The sequence below is a fragment of the Streptomyces sp. Je 1-332 genome (genome assembly GCF_040730185.1).
In the GTDB taxonomy this organism is placed as follows: domain Bacteria; phylum Actinomycetota; class Actinomycetes; order Streptomycetales; family Streptomycetaceae; genus Streptomyces.
In genome coordinates this window covers 4469429-4484966 of record NZ_CP160402.1, presented here as the reverse complement: position 1 = coordinate 4484966, position 15538 = coordinate 4469429, and the positions used below count along the sequence as shown (strand labels likewise).

At 69.2% G+C, this 15538-nt stretch carries 15 protein-coding genes and 1 pseudogene; 8 read left to right on the top strand and 8 right to left on the bottom strand.

Annotated features, from left to right (window positions below):
* Positions 1-14 precede the first annotated feature (14 nt).
* The 5 genes from folP to ABXJ52_RS20310 all read left to right on the top strand — a co-directional run bounded on the left by folP (position 15) and on the right by ABXJ52_RS20310 (position 3086).
* The gene (gene folP / locus ABXJ52_RS20330; RefSeq protein WP_367044027.1) at positions 15-887 is read left to right on the top strand and encodes a dihydropteroate synthase; all 873 of its coding nucleotides are present in this window, start codon (positions 15-17) and stop codon (positions 885-887) included.
* Complete coding sequence (locus ABXJ52_RS20325; RefSeq protein ID WP_367044025.1) at positions 884-1414, top strand: nuclear transport factor 2 family protein; 531 nt, start codon at positions 884-886, stop codon at positions 1412-1414. Before folP ends, ABXJ52_RS20325 begins: the two co-directional genes overlap by 4 nt.
* Before the next feature lie 133 nt (positions 1415-1547).
* Positions 1548-1907 carry a dihydroneopterin aldolase gene (folB, locus tag ABXJ52_RS20320; protein WP_160506392.1) on the top strand — a complete coding sequence of 120 codons (360 nt, stop codon included), beginning with the start codon at positions 1548-1550 and terminating at the stop codon, positions 1905-1907.
* Positions 1904-2515 carry a 2-amino-4-hydroxy-6-hydroxymethyldihydropteridine diphosphokinase gene (folK, locus tag ABXJ52_RS20315; RefSeq protein ID WP_367044024.1) on the top strand — a complete coding sequence of 204 codons (612 nt, stop codon included), beginning with the start codon at positions 1904-1906 and terminating at the stop codon, positions 2513-2515. The genes folB and folK overlap by 4 nt, the downstream gene beginning before the upstream one ends.
* Positions 2516-2600: 85 nt before the next feature.
* The gene (locus ABXJ52_RS20310) at positions 2601-3086 is read left to right on the top strand and encodes a DUF3180 domain-containing protein (RefSeq protein WP_367044023.1); all 486 of its coding nucleotides are present in this window, start codon (positions 2601-2603) and stop codon (positions 3084-3086) included.
* Between the two features lie 8 nt (positions 3087-3094).
* Here ABXJ52_RS20310 and ABXJ52_RS20305 read toward each other — a convergent pair whose 3' ends face one another.
* The 7 genes from ABXJ52_RS20305 to dacB all read right to left on the bottom strand — a co-directional run bounded on the left by ABXJ52_RS20305 (position 3095) and on the right by dacB (position 11805).
* Positions 3095-4054, bottom strand: a complete 960-nt coding sequence (locus ABXJ52_RS20305; RefSeq protein ID WP_367044022.1) for a hypothetical protein — start codon at positions 4052-4054, stop codon at positions 3095-3097.
* Positions 4055-4152: 98 nt separating this feature from the next.
* On the bottom strand, positions 4153-4758 hold the full coding sequence (gene folE / locus ABXJ52_RS20300) for a GTP cyclohydrolase I FolE (RefSeq protein ID WP_367044021.1): 606 nt from the start codon (positions 4756-4758) through the stop codon (positions 4153-4155).
* Positions 4759-4878: 120 nt separating this feature from the next.
* The gene (gene ftsH / locus ABXJ52_RS20295) at positions 4879-6912 is read right to left on the bottom strand and encodes an ATP-dependent zinc metalloprotease FtsH (RefSeq protein ID WP_367044020.1); all 2034 of its coding nucleotides are present in this window, start codon (positions 6910-6912) and stop codon (positions 4879-4881) included.
* A 204-nt stretch (positions 6913-7116) separates the two neighbouring features.
* Entirely contained in the window at positions 7117-7677 is a 561-nt protein-coding gene (hpt, locus tag ABXJ52_RS20290; protein ID WP_135330538.1) for a hypoxanthine phosphoribosyltransferase, read from the bottom strand.
* A 51-nt stretch (positions 7678-7728) separates the two neighbouring features.
* Complete coding sequence (tilS, locus tag ABXJ52_RS20285; protein ID WP_367044019.1) at positions 7729-8841, bottom strand: tRNA lysidine(34) synthetase TilS; 1113 nt, start codon at positions 8839-8841, stop codon at positions 7729-7731.
* 236 nt (positions 8842-9077) lie between these two features.
* Positions 9078-10199, bottom strand: a complete 1122-nt coding sequence (locus ABXJ52_RS20280; RefSeq protein WP_367044018.1) for a zinc-dependent metalloprotease — start codon at positions 10197-10199, stop codon at positions 9078-9080.
* Positions 10200-10308: 109 nt separating this feature from the next.
* Positions 10309-11805: a D-alanyl-D-alanine carboxypeptidase/D-alanyl-D-alanine-endopeptidase gene (dacB, locus tag ABXJ52_RS20275; protein WP_367049142.1), complete on the bottom strand. Its 1497-nt coding sequence runs from the start codon at positions 11803-11805 to the stop codon at positions 10309-10311.
* Between the two features lie 169 nt (positions 11806-11974).
* Here dacB and ABXJ52_RS20270 point away from each other — a divergent pair, with 169 nt between their 5' ends.
* Positions 11975-12463 carry an inorganic diphosphatase gene (locus tag ABXJ52_RS20270; protein WP_135330561.1) on the top strand — a complete coding sequence of 163 codons (489 nt, stop codon included), beginning with the start codon at positions 11975-11977 and terminating at the stop codon, positions 12461-12463.
* A gap of 207 nt (positions 12464-12670) precedes the next feature.
* Positions 12671-14266 carry a threonine/serine exporter family protein gene (locus ABXJ52_RS20265; protein WP_367044017.1) on the top strand — a complete coding sequence of 532 codons (1596 nt, stop codon included), beginning with the start codon at positions 12671-12673 and terminating at the stop codon, positions 14264-14266.
* A 92-nt stretch (positions 14267-14358) separates the two neighbouring features.
* Here the strand turns inward: ABXJ52_RS20265 and ABXJ52_RS20260 are convergent.
* A pseudogene (locus ABXJ52_RS20260) lies at positions 14359-14982 on the bottom strand (VTT domain-containing protein); the annotation flags it as partial.
* A gap of 138 nt (positions 14983-15120) precedes the next feature.
* Here ABXJ52_RS20260 and ABXJ52_RS20255 point away from each other — a divergent pair.
* Complete coding sequence (locus ABXJ52_RS20255; protein ID WP_367044016.1) at positions 15121-15489, top strand: YbjQ family protein; 369 nt, start codon at positions 15121-15123, stop codon at positions 15487-15489.
* Positions 15490-15538 lie beyond the last annotated feature (49 nt).

Genomic DNA, 15538 nt, shown 5'->3' with positions numbered 1-15538 from the left:
CCTAGGCTGGAGGCATGAGTACGTTGCGCGGGCGGGGATCGGTCGAGGGGCTGCCGGAGTGGGGCCGCTGCGCGGTCATGGGGGTCGTGAACGTGACCCCGGACTCCTTCTCCGACGGGGGCCGCTGGTTCGACACCACGGCCGCCGTCAAGCACGGCATCGACCTGGTCGCCCAGGGCGCCGACCTGGTCGACGTGGGCGGCGAGTCGACCCGTCCCGGCGCCCCGCGCGTGGACGAGGACGAGGAGCTGCGGCGCGTGGTCCCCGTCGTGCGGGGCCTCGCCGCCGAGGGCGTGACGGTGTCCGTGGACACCATGCGCGCCACCGTCGCCGAGCAGGCGCTCTCCGCGGGCGCCGTCCTGGTGAACGACGTCAGCGGCGGCCTCGCCGACGAGCGCATGGTCCCCGCGGTCGCCGCCGCCGGGGCGCCCTTCGTGGTGATGCACTGGCGCGGCTTCCTCACCGACATCCACGCCAAGCCCGTCTACGAAGACGTGGTCTCCGAAGTCGTCGACGAGCTCCACGCGCGCGTGCAGGCCGCCATCGACGGCGGCATCGCCCCCGAGCGCATCGTCATCGACCCCGGTCTCGGCTTCTCCAAGGACGCCGAGCACGACCTCGCGCTCCTGGCCCGCGTCGACCGCCTGCGTGAGATCGGCCACCCGATCCTGGTCGCCGCCTCCCGCAAGCGCTTCCTCGGCCGCGTCCTCGCCGGCCCGCAGGGTGCGCCGCCGCCCGCCCGCGAGCGGGACGCGGCCACCGCCGCGGTCTCCGCCATCGCCGCACACCAGGGCGCGTGGGCGGTCCGCGTGCACGAGGTGCGGGCCACCGCCGACGCCGTCCGCGTCGCACACGCCGTGACCAGCGCGGCGGGCGGTCCTCGGTGACCGGGGCCCGGACCGACGTCGAACAGGTCGAGCAGGCCAACACGGCCTTCTACGAAGCACTGGAGCGGGGCGACTTCGACGAGCTCTCCGACCTCTGGCTGGACGCGGACGCGGCCCCGGAGACGGAACCCGACCCCGACGCCCGGGACGACGAGGACGCCGCGGAAGACGGCGACGAAGCCAAGATCTCCTGCGTCCACCCGGGCTGGCCGGTCCTCACGGGCCGCGGCGAGGTCCTCAGGTCGTACGCGCTGATCATGGCGAACACCGAGTACATCCAGTTCTTCCTGACCGACGTGCACGTCGGGGTGGCCGGCGACACCGCCCTGGTGACCTGCACGGAGAACATCCTCAGCGGCGGCCCGCCCCCCGAGGGCGGCGGTGAACTCGGCCCGCTCGTCGGGCAGCTCGTCGTCGCCACCAATGTGTTCCGCCGCACGGCCGACGGCTGGAAGCTCTGGTCGCACCACGCCTCTCCCGTACTGGCCGAAACCGATGACGAAGAGGGCGAGGAGTCCCCCTCCTAAGTGGGTAGGTGCGGTTCCGGAAGCCCCCGCGGGCAAGAGCTGTCAGTGCGCGCAGGTAGATTCGATCGAGGCTGGTGTGCCGACCGCACTCGGTGCAGGCCTGCCGATAACGACGATTGCAGGAGTGATTCGCGTGGATCGTGTCGCGCTGCGCGGCCTCAAGGCCCGCGGGCACCACGGTGTCTTCCCGCGGGAACGCGAAGAGGGCCAGACCTTCATCGTGGACCTGGTCCTTGGCCTGGACACCCGTGCGGCCGCCGCCGACGACGACCTGGCGAAGACCGTGCACTACGGCGTCGTGGCCGAGGAGGTCGTGGCCGCCGTCGAAGGCGACCCGGTGGACCTCATCGAGACCCTCGCCGAGCGCATCGCACAGACGTGTCTGAAGCACGAAGGAGTCCTGGAGGTCGAGGTGTGCGTCCACAAACCGGACGCCCCGATCACCGTCCCCTTCGACGACGTGACCGTCACCATCACCCGGAGCCGAGTATGACCGCGTTTTCCACGCAAGGGCAGAGCGACCCGACCGTCCAGCCGGTGCCCACCGCCGTCGTGGAGAAGGTCGACGCCGCCGACACCACCCTCTCCAACCCCAAACGCGCCGTGATCTCCCTCGGCAGCAATCTCGGCAACCGCCTGGAGACGCTGCAGGGCGCCGTCGACGCCCTGGAGGACACCCCCGGCCTGCGCGTCAAGGCCGTCTCCCCGGTGTACGAGACCGAGCCCTGGGGCGTGGAGCCCGGCAGCCAGCCGTCGTACTTCAACGCGGTGGTCGTGGTGAAGACGACCCTGCCGCCCTCCTCGCTCCTGGAGCGGGCCCAGGCGATCGAGGAAGCCTTCCACCGCGTACGGGACGAGCGCTGGGCCGCCCGCACGATCGACGTCGACATCGTGGCGTACGCGGACATCGTCTCGGACGACCCCGACCTCACGCTCCCCCACCCGCGCGCGCACGAACGAGCCTTCGTCCTCGCCCCCTGGCACGACGTGGAGCCCGAGGCACAGCTCGCGGGCCACGGCGCGGTCGCCGAACTGCTCGCCAAGGTCACCCGCGAAGGCGTCGCGCCCCGTGTCGACCTGGAACTCCGTCTGCCCGAGTAATCGTTAGGGTCTATCGGACCCGCACGATCGAGATCAACGAGAAGCTCGACGAGAAGCGGGTCCGTACGACGATGAAGGGTCATCCGTGAAGCAGTTGCGCATCAGGACACTGGGCGGCCTCTTCCTGGTGGCCGGGGTGCTGTCCTGGGCGGGCGCCCGGCTGTGGGACTCCGTGGGCACGCTCCCCCGGGTCCCGCTGGCCGCGCCCATCGTGCTCGCGGTGATCGCCGCGGTGCTGCTCGCCACGGCGCTCTCCCTGCGCTCCCGGCTGCGCGCCCAGCGCGAGCGGCGCCCCGGAGCGAAGGGCGTCGAGCCGATGATGGCCGCCCGCGCGGTCGTCTTCGGCCAGGCGAGCGCCTTGGTCGCCGCCCTGGTCGCCGGGATGTACGGCGGCACGGGCGCCTTCCTCCTGGAGTACCTGGACGTCCCGGCCCGCCGCGACCAGGCGATCTACGCAGGTCTTTCCCTGGTGGCCGGCATCGCGGTGATAGCGGCCGCCTTCTTCCTGGAGCGGGTCTGCAGGCTCCCGGAAGACGACGACGAAAACGGCGGAACGGCCGCGGCCGCATGACGCCAGCTTCACCACGGCTGCCTGGCGACGTGCCCGTTGACCAGGAAACTGGGGTGGGGGTCGAGCCGGAAGGCATACAGCGTGAACGGCTTGTCACCGGCAGTGCGCCGACGGACCTCGTGGACCTGGGCCCATGAAGACTCTCTGAGCTCGACCGTGTGGCGCTCAGGCCGGAAAATCTTACGTACGGGCCAAGAATCGGCCACGGCCAGGCGCGAAGCTGCTCCGTTCGCCCGCGGTGTGAATCGCGCGCCGACAACTTCGGCGAGCTCGGCGAGAAACGGTACGTTCGCACTGACGAGGAGCCTCGCGGGCCAGTTCTTGCTTCGGTACCCGTCGCCGTCCATGTAGCCGTCCAGAAATCCCTCGAACGTCTCTTTGTCATGCAGCACGACGCGGGGGAAGCGCTGTCGCATGTGGTGCGCGTCTCCGCCCACGTACTGCCTCATCAGATCCGCCAGGTACGAAGAGACCACACGGACGCGATAGCCCGGCAGCTGGCGTTGCAGATACCCGGACGGACGGGTCACCGGCTCAACGCGGCCGAGCAGACCGGTGGCACGGCCCATGCTCTTGGCATACCGCGTGGCAAAGGCCTGGTCGTTGACCACGAGCGACACATAGTTCGTGCCGACCGTGCCGTCTGAACATGTGGCACCGATCATGTAACCGAAGTCGTAGCCGGGCCGGATCAGCAACCGCTCGCGACAGAGCTTTCGCGCGTGGGTCCACGCGACCACAGTCCCTGCAGCATCCCTCGCGTGCACCCAGCCATCAGGTGTGCCCAGCATCTGGTCCGGCGCGACAGTGACCGTCAGGTGATCGGTCACCACGTCTACGACCTCGCGAGCCTTGACGACCGACACCTCGGTGACGGTCGTCTGAGCTGATTGCTCACCCTGCAACGTCCACAGCCTGCAGCCCACGCGCACATCACGCGCCCGTTCCCGGCCGCCGACCACATTCACGGTCTGCCTGCTTGGAAGCCCGTACCCCACGATGAACCCCTTGATCAGCGGTCAACTGCGCTGATCCGGGACGGTATCGGGCACCACTGACAAATGGTCTAGCGCGCCATGATGAGGCTCATCGCCTCGTTGCGCGTCGCGGGGTCACGGAGCTGGCCGCGTACCGCGGAGGTGATCGTCTTGGCGCCCGGCTTGCGGATGCCGCGCATCGACATGCACATGTGCTCGCATTCGACGACGACAATCACTCCACGGGGCTCCAAGATCTCCATCAGAGAGTCGGCGATCTGGGTGGTCATCCGTTCCTGCACCTGGGGACGGCGGGCGTACACGTCCACCAGGCGGGCCAGCTTGGACAAACCGGTGATCTTGCCACTGACCGCCGGAATGTATCCGACATGTGCGACGCCCCTGAACGGGACCAGATGATGTTCACAGCACGAGGTCACCTCGATGTCCTTCACCAGGACCATCTCGTCGTGGCCGAGGTCGAACGTCGTCGTCAGAACGTCCTCGGGCTTGAGCCACAGACCGGCGAATATCTCCTTGTACGCGCGTGCCACGCGGCCCGGAGTCTCCCGCAGGCCCTCACGGTCCGGGTCCTCCCCGACCGCGATCAGCAGCTCGCGCACGGCGTTCTCGGCTCGCTTCTCGTCGAACTCGCCGATCGTGCCCTCGCCGTCCAGCGTCACGGGGTCGGTCATGTGTTCCTCGTTCCTAGCGTTCCACGCACCAGTTGCGTCAGTGCGTACGAAAAACTGCGCCCCCCAGGCTAGAACCAGGGGGGCGCAGCATCCATTCCGGGCCTGCTGAGGCGCTCGGGGTCAGCTCTCGGGGCGGTCCTCCGGGGCCACCTCGATGCCGGTCGCGGGCGGGGCCTCCGTGCCCGCGGTCACCGCGGGCGTGGTGCCGTTCGCACCGTTCGTCAGTGACAGCTCCCGGGGGGAGAGCACCGGCGGACGGGTCGAGGGCGTGCGCCGCGAGGAACCGGTCCACGCCGGGCGGGCCGGACGCTTCACGATGCCTGCGAAGACCTCGGCGATCTGTTCCTTGTTGAGCGTCTCCTTCTCGAGGAGCTGCAGAACGAGGTTGTCGAGAACGTCGCGGTTCTCGACGAGGATCTCCCACGCTTCGTTGTGCGCGGTCTCGATGAGCTTCTTGACCTCTTCGTCGACCAGCGCCGCGACCTCTTCCGAGTAGTCGCGCGGGTGACCCATCTCGCGGCCGAGGAACGGCTCGGTGTTGTCACCGCCGAACTTGATCGCGCCGAGCCGCTCGGTCATGCCGTACTGCGTGACCATGGCCCGTGCGGTCGCGGTGGCCTTCTCGATGTCGTTCGCCGCGCCCGTCGTCGGGTCGTGGAAGACGAGCTCCTCGGCCGCGCGCCCGCCCAGCATGTACGCGAGCTGGTCGAGCATTTCGTTGCGCGTGGTCGAGTACTTGTCCTCTTCGGGCAGGACCATGGTGTAACCCAGGGCCCGGCCGCGCGACAGGATCGTGATCTTGTGGACCGGGTCCGAGTTCGGAGACGCCGCCGCGACCAGGGCGTGTCCGCCCTCGTGGTACGCGGTGATCTTCTTCTCCTTGTCGGACATGATCCGCGTCCGCTTCTGCGGACCCGCCACGACGCGGTCGATCGCCTCGTCCAGTGCGTGGTTGTCGATCAGCTTCTTGTCGCCGCGCGCCGTGAGGAGCGCCGCTTCGTTCAGCACGTTCGACAGGTCGGCGCCCGTGAACCCGGGCGTACGCCGCGAGACCGCGCCCAGGTCGACGTCCGGGGCGACCGGCTTGCCCTTCTGGTGAACCTTGAGGATCTCCAGACGGCCCTGCATGTCCGGGCGGTCGACCGCGATCTGACGGTCGAAACGGCCGGGGCGAAGCAGCGCCGGGTCGAGGATGTCGGGGCGGTTCGTGGCGGCGATCAGGATGACGCCGCCCTTCACGTCGAAGCCGTCCATCTCGACGAGGAGCTGGTTCAGCGTCTGCTCGCGCTCGTCGTGACCGCCGCCCATACCGGCACCGCGGTGCCGGCCGACGGCGTCGATCTCGTCGACGAAGACGATCGCCGGGGCGTTCGCCTTGGCCTGCTCGAAGAGGTCACGCACTCGCGAGGCACCGACACCGACGAACATCTCGACGAAGTCGGAACCGGAGATCGAGTAGAAGGGGACGCCGGCCTCACCCGCGACAGCGCGCGCGAGGAGCGTCTTACCCGTACCGGGCGGCCCGTACAGGAGCACACCCTTGGGGATCTTGGCCCCGACGGCCTGGAACTTGGCGGGCTCCTGGAGGAACTCCTTGATCTCGTGGAGTTCCTCGACTGCCTCGTCCGATCCGGCCACATCGGAGAACGTCGTCTTCGGTGTGTCCTTGGTGATCAGCTTGGCCTTGGACTTCCCGAACTGCATGACCCGGGAGCCGCCGCCCTGCATCTGATTCATCAGGAACAGGAAGACAACGACGATGAGTACGAAGGGGAGCAGGGAAAGAAGGATGCCGACGAACGGGTTCTGCTTCGACGGCGAGACGGTGTAACCGTCCGGGATCTTCTTGTCCTGGTACTTGTCCTGCAAGGTCTTGGCGATGTCGACACCTTGGTTGCCGATGTAGCTCGCCTGGATCTTGCTGCTGTCCTTGACCTTCTGGCCGTCCTTGAGCTCGACCTTGATGGTCGACTCGTCACCGGTGGTGAGCTTGGCGGATTCGACCTTGTCGTCGTTGATCGCCTGCACTACCTGGCCGGTGTCCACCGTCTTGTAGCCGCCGGACGAACCGACGACCTGCATCAACACGACCACGGCAAGGACGGCCAGCACGATCCACATGACTGGCCCACGGAAGTATCGCTTCACGTCCATCCATACGGAGCGATGACGCCCCGTCCCTCCTGCCATAGTGAGTTTGATAAAGACTGTTCTTCGGACGGTACCCCAGCATTGTCACCCGAAGCCGCACGGGACGGCTGACAAACCCGTCTTCGCATGCTTCAACGCCGGGAAACGGGTGAGGGTTCCCGGCCGCCCCCGCCGAGTTGGCCGTGAGGGGGCCGGGAGAGCGAGTGCTCAGCCGCCGTAGACGTGCGGTGCGAGGGTGCCGACGAACGGCAGGTTGCGGTACTTCTCCGCGTAGTCCAGGCCGTACCCGATGACGAACTCGTTCGGGATGTCGAAGCCGACCCACTCCACGTCGATCGCGACCTTGGCGGCCTCGGGCTTGCGCAGCAGCGTGCACACCTTCAGCGACGCGGGCTCGCGCGAGCCGAGGTTGGAGAGCAGCCAGGACAGCGTCAGACCGGAGTCGATGATGTCTTCGACGATCAGGACGTGCTTGCCCTTGATGTCGGTGTCCAGGTCCTTGAGGATCCGCACGACACCGGAGGACTGGGTGCCCGCGCCGTACGACGACACGGCCATCCAGTCCATGGTGAGCGGGGTGGACAGCGCACGCGCCAGGTCCGCCATGACCATCACCGCGCCCTTGAGCACACCGACGATCAGCAGGTCCTTGCCCGCGTACTCCGCGTCGATCTTCGCGGCCAGCTCGGCCAGCTTCGCGTCGATCTCTTCCTTGGTGATGAGCACCGACTGAAGGTCGGTGCCCATGTCTTTCGCGTCCACCCGCATCACTTTCGGTCGTCCGTCACACCGGCTGCGTGAGGCCCGGGGGCCTCTCGGTCAACAGCCTTGCCGGATCACCAGTCTGCCACCCTGGCGCTGGGCGACGACTTTGCCCGGGAGATTGATGGCTCCCTGGCCGCGCCAGCCCGTGATCAGCCGGTCGACTTCTTCGAGATGCCGGGCGAACAGCGCACCTGCTGGGGCGCCCGCCTCGATGGCGGCGCGGCGCACGATGCGGCGGCGCACGGCGGGCGGCAGGGCGTAGAGCTTGGCGCACTCCAGGAGGCCTGCGGCGTCGCGCACGGAGGCTTCCGCCTGCGCGGCCCAGTGGTCCAGGGCGTCGGCGTCATCCCGGGACAACTGGGCCGTACGGGCGAGTGCTTCCACGACGCCTTTGCCGAGCGCCTTCTCCAGGGCGGGCAGGCCTTCGTGCCGCAGCCGCGAGCGGGTGTAGGCGGGGTCGGTGTTGTGCGGGTCGTCCCAGACGGGGAGCGACTGGACCATGCAGGCCTTGCGGGCCGTCTGCCGGTCGATGTGCAGGAAGGGGCGGCGGTAGCGCCGGTCGGCGCCCGGGCCGCCGGAGACGGCCGCCATCCCGGACAGGGAGCGGATGCCGGAGCCGCGGGCGAGCCCCAGCAGGACGGTCTCCGCCTGGTCGTCGCGGGTGTGGCCGAGCAGGATCGCGGCGGCGCCGTGGCGCTCCGCCACGGCGTCGAGCGCGCCGTACCTCGCGTCGCGGGCAGCGGCCTCGGGGCCGCCGTCCCTGCCGACGTCGACGGCGACGGACTCGATCGGGTCCAGGCCGAGTGCGGTGAGCCGCGAGACGACTTCGGCGGCGCGCAGGTCGGACCCGTCCTGCAGTCCGTGGTCGACGGTGACGCCGCCGGCGCGGATGCCGAGCTTGGGGGCCTCGAAGGCGAGCGCGGAGGCGAGCGCCATGGAGTCGGCGCCGCCGGAGCAGGCGACCAGCACGAGTGGCGGCGTGGCCAGCTCGCGTGGAGGCTGGGCGTGAGCGGAACCTGGGGGGACGTGCTCGGGGCTGCGCTGTGCGTCGGGGCGCTGTGGAGCGGCGCGGTGGGCGTCGTCGGTGCGCTGTACGTCGGTCAGTACGTCGTGGAGTACGCGGCGGACCGCCAGGCGTATCGCCGCGACCGCAGGATGGGGACCCATGTCCGGTTCCCTTCATGAAGTTCGGGGGTGAGCCTCGGATCTGTCACTCAGGACCGCTCTCGGGGGATCGGGCCTCAGACAGATCCCACGAGGTTAGTCACTCAGAGTGTGTCGATGGTGACAGAGCCGAGCCGTTCCCCGAGCATTGCACGCCTACCCATGGCTCACGGTCCCTCGGACGGGTGATTGCGGGGGCGTACGCCTGCCATCGGCCGCAACTCGCTCCCCTGTCGGCCTCACTCTCCCTTACGGTGCACCCGCGCGACCCAGTCCGCCGGTTTGGCGATCTCCGACTTGGTGGGCAGCGTGTTCGGCGAAGTCCACACCCGGTTGAAGCCGTCCATTCCGACCTCGTCCACGACCGCGCGCACGAAACGCTCACCGTCGCGGTATTGGCGCAATTTCGCGTCGAGGCCGAGCAGCTTGCGCAGCGCCTGGTCGAGGCGGCTCGCCCCGCGGGCCCTGCGCTGCTGGAACTTCTCCCGGATCTCGCCGACGGAGGGCACCACGTCCGGGCCGACGCCGTCCATCACGAAGTCGGCGTGCCCCTCGAGGAGTGACATGACGGCCGTGAGGCGGGCGAGGATCTCGCGCTGGGCGGGGGTCTGGACCAGCTCCACGATGGAGCGGCCCCCGTCGTCCTCCTCGCCCTCGGGACGGCCGCCGGCGAGGGACTGGGCGGCTTCCCTGATGCGCTCGAGGACCGTCATCGGGTCGACTTCGGTCTCGGAGAGGAATGACTGGATCTCCCCCTCCAGGTGGTCCCGCAGCCAGGGCACGGCGGAGAACTGGGTGCGGTGCGTCTCCTCGTGCAGGCACACCCAGAGCCTGAAGTCATGGGGGTCCACGTCGAGTTCGCGCTCGACGTGCACGATGTTCGGAGCCACCAGGAGGAGCCTGCCGCCGCCGTGCTGGCCCGCGGGGAGGTCGCGGGTGGCCGGGGCGAAGGTCTCGTACTGCCCGAGGACGCGTGAGGCGAGGAAGGAGAGCAGCATCCCCAGCTCCACGCCGGTGACCTTGCCGCCGACCGCGCCGAGCACGGCACCGCCGGGGCCGCCGGAGCGGCGGTCCTGCATCTTGTCCAGGAGGGGCTTGAGGATCTCCCGGAACCCGGCGACGTTCGCCCGGATCCACCCGGCGCGGTCGACGACGAGCACCGGGGTGTCGTGAATGTCCTCCGTGCCCATCCGGGTGAAGGAACGGACGTGCTCCTCCGAGGACTTCGCATGTTTCCGGAGCTCGGCGACGATGGCACGCGCCTCGTCCCGGCTCACTTCTGGACCCGGCCGCACGAGCCGGGTCGCGGTCGCCACCGCGAGATTCCAGTCGACCATCTCCGCACCACCGATGCTCGTCATGCGTCAACGGTACGTGCTCGGCCCCTCCTGCGGAGGGGGTTGACCCCCGAGATTGCCCTACCCAGGGCCCGTAGGGGTCAACGCCCACCATCCGACGCCCACGGGCCCGCTACCGGCAACCGCACTTCGCCACCGCCGACGCCATCTCGTCCAGCGCCGCCTGGGCCGCCTTGGGGTCGCTCGTGCCTGTCGTCATGAAAGCGAAGACCAGGAGGCGGCCTTCCGTGTCCACGACCGTGCCCGCCAAGGTGTTCACGCCCGTCAGGGTGCCGGTCTTGGCGCGGACGACGCCGGTGCCCGGGGAGTCCTTGGGGTAGCGGTCGACCAGGGTGCCCGTGAAGCCCGCCACGGGCAGGCCCGTCACCACCGAGCGCAGTTCCGGGTGGGCGGGGTCGGCGGCGCGGGCCAGGAGCGCGGCGAGGAGCTCCGCCGAGCTGCGGTCCGCGCGGTCCAGGCCGCTGCCGTCGGCGAACTTCGTTCCGGACAGCGGGAGTCGCGACTTCTTCAGCTGGGTTGCGATCGCCCTGCCCGCGCCGTCGAAGCTCGCCGGCTCCTTGGCGGCGAGCGCCGTCTGGCGGGCCAGCGCCTCGGCGATGTCGTTGTCGCTGTGCGTCAGCATCCGCTCCACGAGCGCCGAGAGCGGCGGGGAGTCGACCTTGGCGAGGGACTCGGCGCGCTGCGAGGCCTTGGAGGGGCCCGGGTCCTTCTTCTCCTTGGCGCCCGCACCCGTCTGGATGCCCTCCTTCTCCAGGAGGCCCGCGAACTTCTTCGCGGCGTCCCCCGCCGGGTCGCCCGAGCGCGGGGCGGGTCCGCTGGACGAGTCGTCGAGGCGGCCCTCGTCGGCCATCAGGGCGCTGACCAGCGTGAGGTTCTCGTTCGGGCCGATGGGGTGCTGCTGCTCCCCCGAGTAGAGCGAGGTGTCGTACGTCAGGGTCACCTTGTCGACGCCGCGGTCCTTCAGGGCGCGCGCGGTGTCCTTCGCCAGTTTCCGCAGGCTCGCGGCGCTCTTCGCGTACGGGCCGTCCTTGCGGGCCGTGAGCGTCGGGTCGCCGCCTCCGACGAGGATGACCTCCTTGGAGTCCGGCTCGATGACCGTCTTCGTGGTGATGCGGTGGTCCGCCCCCGCCGCGGTCAGCGCCGCGACCGCCGTCGCGATCTTGGTGGTGGACGCCGGCGTGAGGGCTTCACCGCCGCCCTTGCCGTAGACCCGCCGCCCGGAGCCGGCGTCGATGACGACCGCCGAGCGCTCGGGGCCGAGCGCCTTGGCCTTCAGGAGGGGATCGAGGACGCCCGCGAGCGCCTTGCCGTCCGGAGCGGGCGCGGAGCCGCCCTGGGCGGAGCCCGCGCGCACCCCGAGCCCCTTGAGCACGGAAGGGGCGTTCGGAGGCGCCGCGGGCGCCCGTCCGGACGTACGACCGCCGTGATCTGTGCCACCCCCGGCCTCCTGGGAGGCCGCCCAGTCCCGCTCGGCCGTACGCTGACCGGAGGAGTCCCAGGGTCCTGCCGCGGCCACGGCACCGGCCGCGATCGCGAGTCCGACGGTTGCCGCACCCGCCGTGAGCTGCAAGGTCTTGCGCTTCGCAGGAATCCTGAGAGCGGCGGAGATCTTGGGAGCCGACGGCTTGGGAAGCTGCCTCAGGAGCTTGCCGACCTGCTGCCGGGTCTGCTGCCAAGGCTTGAGCTCGGGCACGACGACCAGCCCCTTTCGCGATCACACATCTGCGTGAGGGACACTTAACCACCCGAAGTATGTGCTGATCATGGAGGAGCCACCCGTGGAGTTCGACGTCACCATCGAGATTCCGAAGGGTTCGCGGAACAAGTACGAGGTGGACCACGAGACCGGCCGGATCCGCTTGGACCGTCGCCTCTTCACGTCGACCAGCTACCCCGCGGACTACGGATTCGTCGAGAACACCCTCGGCGAGGACGGTGACCCGCTGGACGCCCTCGTCATCCTGGACGAGCCGACCTTCCCGGGCTGCCTCATCAAGTGCCGCGCGATCGGCATGTTCCGGATGACCGACGAGGCGGGCGGCGACGACAAGCTGCTCTGCGTCCCGGCGTCGGACCCCCGTGTGGAGCACCTGCGCGACATCCACCACGTCTCCGAGTTCGACCGCCTGGAGATCCAGCACTTCTTCGAGGTCTACAAGGACCTGGAGCCCGGCAAGTCCGTCGAGGGCGCCGACTGGGTCGGCCGCGCGGACGCCGAGGCCGAGATCGAGAAGTCGTACAAGCGTGCGGAGGCCCAGGGTCACTGAGTGCCCCTCTGAAGCCCCTGACGGGCCGCGTGATCTTCACGAAGACCACGCGGCCCGTTCGCGTATCTGTGCGCATACTGTTCGTACTGGAGGTGCGCAAGGTTCGTATGTGGGAGCGAGGCAGTGAAAGTGGCTGATCAGGAGGCCGAAGACCGTAAGCCACAGTCGGATGAGGCCCGGAGTGCGTTCACTCAGCCCACCGGTGTGATGCCGCAGCCACCGGCACCCGAGGACGAGTCGCAGACGACCTCCGAGTTCGCGCTCCCGAACGGTCTGGCCAATCCCTCGTCGACCACGCAGGAGACCGAGAAGTCGGCGTTCACCACGCCGAACACCTACAGCTCCCGCAACGCGCCACCCGCGTTCACGCCTCCGCACGGCATCCCCCTGGTGAAGCTCACCAAGGAGACGCCCTGGCAGGACCAGATGCGCACGATGCTGCGCATGCCGGTCGCCGAGCGGCCCACTCCGGAGGCCACGCAGAAGCACGAGGACGAGACCGGGCCCGCGGTGCCGCGCGTGCTCGACCTGACGCTGCGTATCGGCGAGCTGCTCCTCGCGGGCGGTGAGGGCGCCGAGGACGTGGAGGCGGCGATGTTCGCCGTCTGCCGCAGTTACGGCCTCGACCGCTGCGAGCCGACCGTCACGTTCACGCTGCTCTCGATCTCGCACCAGCCGTCCCTGGTCGACGACCCGATCACGGCCTCCAGGACGGTGCGCCGAAGGGGCACCGACTACACCCGTCTCGCGGCCGTCTTCCAGCTGGTGGACGACATCAGCGACACGGACATCGAGATCACCCTGGAGGAGGCCTACCGCCGCCTCGCGGCGATACGCCGTAACCGCCACCCCTACCCCGGCTGGGCGCTCACCGCGGCCAGCGGGCTGCTCGCGGGCTCGGCGTCCGTGCTCGTCGGCGGTGGCGCCCTGGTCTTCCTGATCGCGGCGGTCGGCGCGATGCTCGGCGACCGTCTGGCCTGGCTCTGCGCGGGCCGCGGGCTTCCGGAGTTCTACCAGTTCGTGGGGGCCGCGATGCCGCCCGCCGCGATGGGCGTCACGCTCAGCGTCCTGCACTCCCAGGAGGTCAACGCGTCCGCGGTCATCACCGGTGGCCTCTTCGCGCTGATCCCGGGAAGGGCCCTGGTGGCAGGCGTGCAGGACGGCCTGACCGGCTACTACATCACGGCGGCCGCGCGCCTGCTCGAGGTCTGCTATCTCGTCGTGGGCATCGTCTGCGGCGTGCTGCTGGTGCTGTCGCTCGGCGTGATGCTGGACGCGACGAGCCTGAAGGCGGAGACGGCGTTCGTGGCGACCGACTCGCGCCCGGTGATCCAGATCCTGGCGTCGATGGCGCTGAGTCTCGCCTTCGCGATACTGCTCCAGCAGGAACGTCACACCGTGCTCATCGTGACCCTGAACGGCGGTATCGCCTGGGTCATGTTCGGCGCCCTGGCGCAGACGTCGCTCGAGCTGTCGCCGGTCGCCGCGACGGCCGTCGCGGCCGGGCTCGTGGGTCTGTTCGGCCAGCTCTTCTCGCGCTACCGCTTCGCCTCTTCACTGCCGTACGTCACCGCGGCGATCGGCCCGCTGCTGCCCGGCAGCGCGACGTACTTCGGCCTGCTCGCCCTGGCCCAGAACGACATGAACACGGGCATCAACTCGCTCACCAAGGCGGCGGCGACGGCGCTCGCCATCGCGATCGGCGTGAACCTCGGAAGCGAGGTCTCGCGGATGATCCTCAAGATCCCGGGCGCCACCACGGCGGCGAACCGCCGGGCGGCCAAGCGGACCCGAGGCTTCTGACCCCGGGTCCCGCCGGCGGCCTTCTAGCGCTTCGCGTGCCGGCCGCGGGGTGCCGGGGCCGCGCCGGGGGCATCGCCCTCGGCCGCCGCCGCCTTCTTGGACTTGCCGCGCGCCCGCAGGAACTCGATCGCGATCGGCACCACCGACATCAGGACGATCAGGATGAGGATCGCCTCGATGTTCTTGTGCACGAAGTCGATGTTGCCGAGCCAGGCGCCGAGCATCGTGACGCCGGCGCCCCACAGGATGCCGCCGATGATGTTGAACGTGATGAACGAGCGGTACCGCATGCCGCTGACGCCGGCGATGATCGGCGTGAACGTCCGCACGATGGGCACGAAGCGGGCCAGGACCAGGGACTTCGGGCCGTACTTCTCGAAGAACTCGTGCGCCTTGACCACGTTCTCCTGCTTGAACAGCTTGGAGTCCGGGCGGTTGAAGAGCGCGGGGCCGACCTTCTTGCCGAAGAGATAGCCCGCCTGGTCACCGAGGATCGCGGCGATGCAGATCAGGACGATGCAGAGCCAGAGCGGGAAGTCGAGCTGCTTCGTCGTGATCAGCAGGCCCGTCGTGAACAGCAGCGAGTCACCCGGCAGGAAGAAGCCGATGAGCAGCCCCGACTCGGCGAAGACGATCACGAGCAGACCCCATACCCCGAACGTGTTCAGGAGGTAATCCGGATCCAGCCAGCTTGGTCCGAGCGCAAGCGTCGTCACGGTTCGGGGCTCCTGTGGGTGAGAGGGCGATGCGGCGGGGGGATGGCCGCCCAACGCTATCAACGCGAGGTGACGGGCCCAGGTTCCACCGCTTCTCCCAGAGTGCACTGTGCGTGATCCGGGACAAAGCTGTGTGCCATGGGTATCGAAGATTTCGGCGGCGGCATCGATCCGCACTCCGACGTACTGGTCGTGACGACGAACGACGTACCGGGCTACCGCGTACAACAGGTTATCGGTGAGGTCTTCGGCCTCACCGTGCGCTCCCGGCACTTGGGCAGCCAGATCGGCGCCGGCCTCAAGTCCATGATCGGTGGCGAGCTGAAGGGTCTGACGAAAACGCTGGTGGAGACCCGGAACCAAGCGATGGAGCGGCTCATCGAGCAGGCACGCGCGCGGGGTGCCAACGCGGTCCTGATGATGCGCTTCGACGTCGCCGAGGCCGCGGACGTCGGCACTGAGGTGTGCGCCTACGGCACGGCGGCCGTGATCGTCCAGGAGTCATGACAGTAAGGGGCACCCGCCCATGGCGGGTGCCCCTTACTGATCCCCCTGC

Coding starts and splice junctions, on each gene's coding strand:
- ABXJ52_RS20280 (WP_367044018.1), bottom strand. CDS start 10,199: ATGACGAGCATCGGTGGTGCGGAGATGGTCGACTGGAATCTCGCGGTG.
- ABXJ52_RS20255 (WP_367044016.1), top strand. CDS start 15,121: ATGGGTATCGAAGATTTCGGCGGCGGCATCGATCCGCACTCCGACGTA.
- folP (WP_367044027.1), top strand. CDS start 15: ATGAGTACGTTGCGCGGGCGGGGATCGGTCGAGGGGCTGCCGGAGTGG.
- folE (WP_367044021.1), bottom strand. CDS start 4,758: ATGACCGACCCCGTGACGCTGGACGGCGAGGGCACGATCGGCGAGTTC.
- tilS (WP_367044019.1), bottom strand. CDS start 8,841: ATGGGTCCCCATCCTGCGGTCGCGGCGATACGCCTGGCGGTCCGCCGC.
- folK (WP_367044024.1), top strand. CDS start 1,904: ATGACCGCGTTTTCCACGCAAGGGCAGAGCGACCCGACCGTCCAGCCG.
- hpt (WP_135330538.1), bottom strand. CDS start 7,677: ATGCGGGTGGACGCGAAAGACATGGGCACCGACCTTCAGTCGGTGCTC.
- ftsH (WP_367044020.1), bottom strand. CDS start 6,912: ATGGACGTGAAGCGATACTTCCGTGGGCCAGTCATGTGGATCGTGCTG.
- ABXJ52_RS20265 (WP_367044017.1), top strand. CDS start 12,671: ATGCCGCAGCCACCGGCACCCGAGGACGAGTCGCAGACGACCTCCGAG.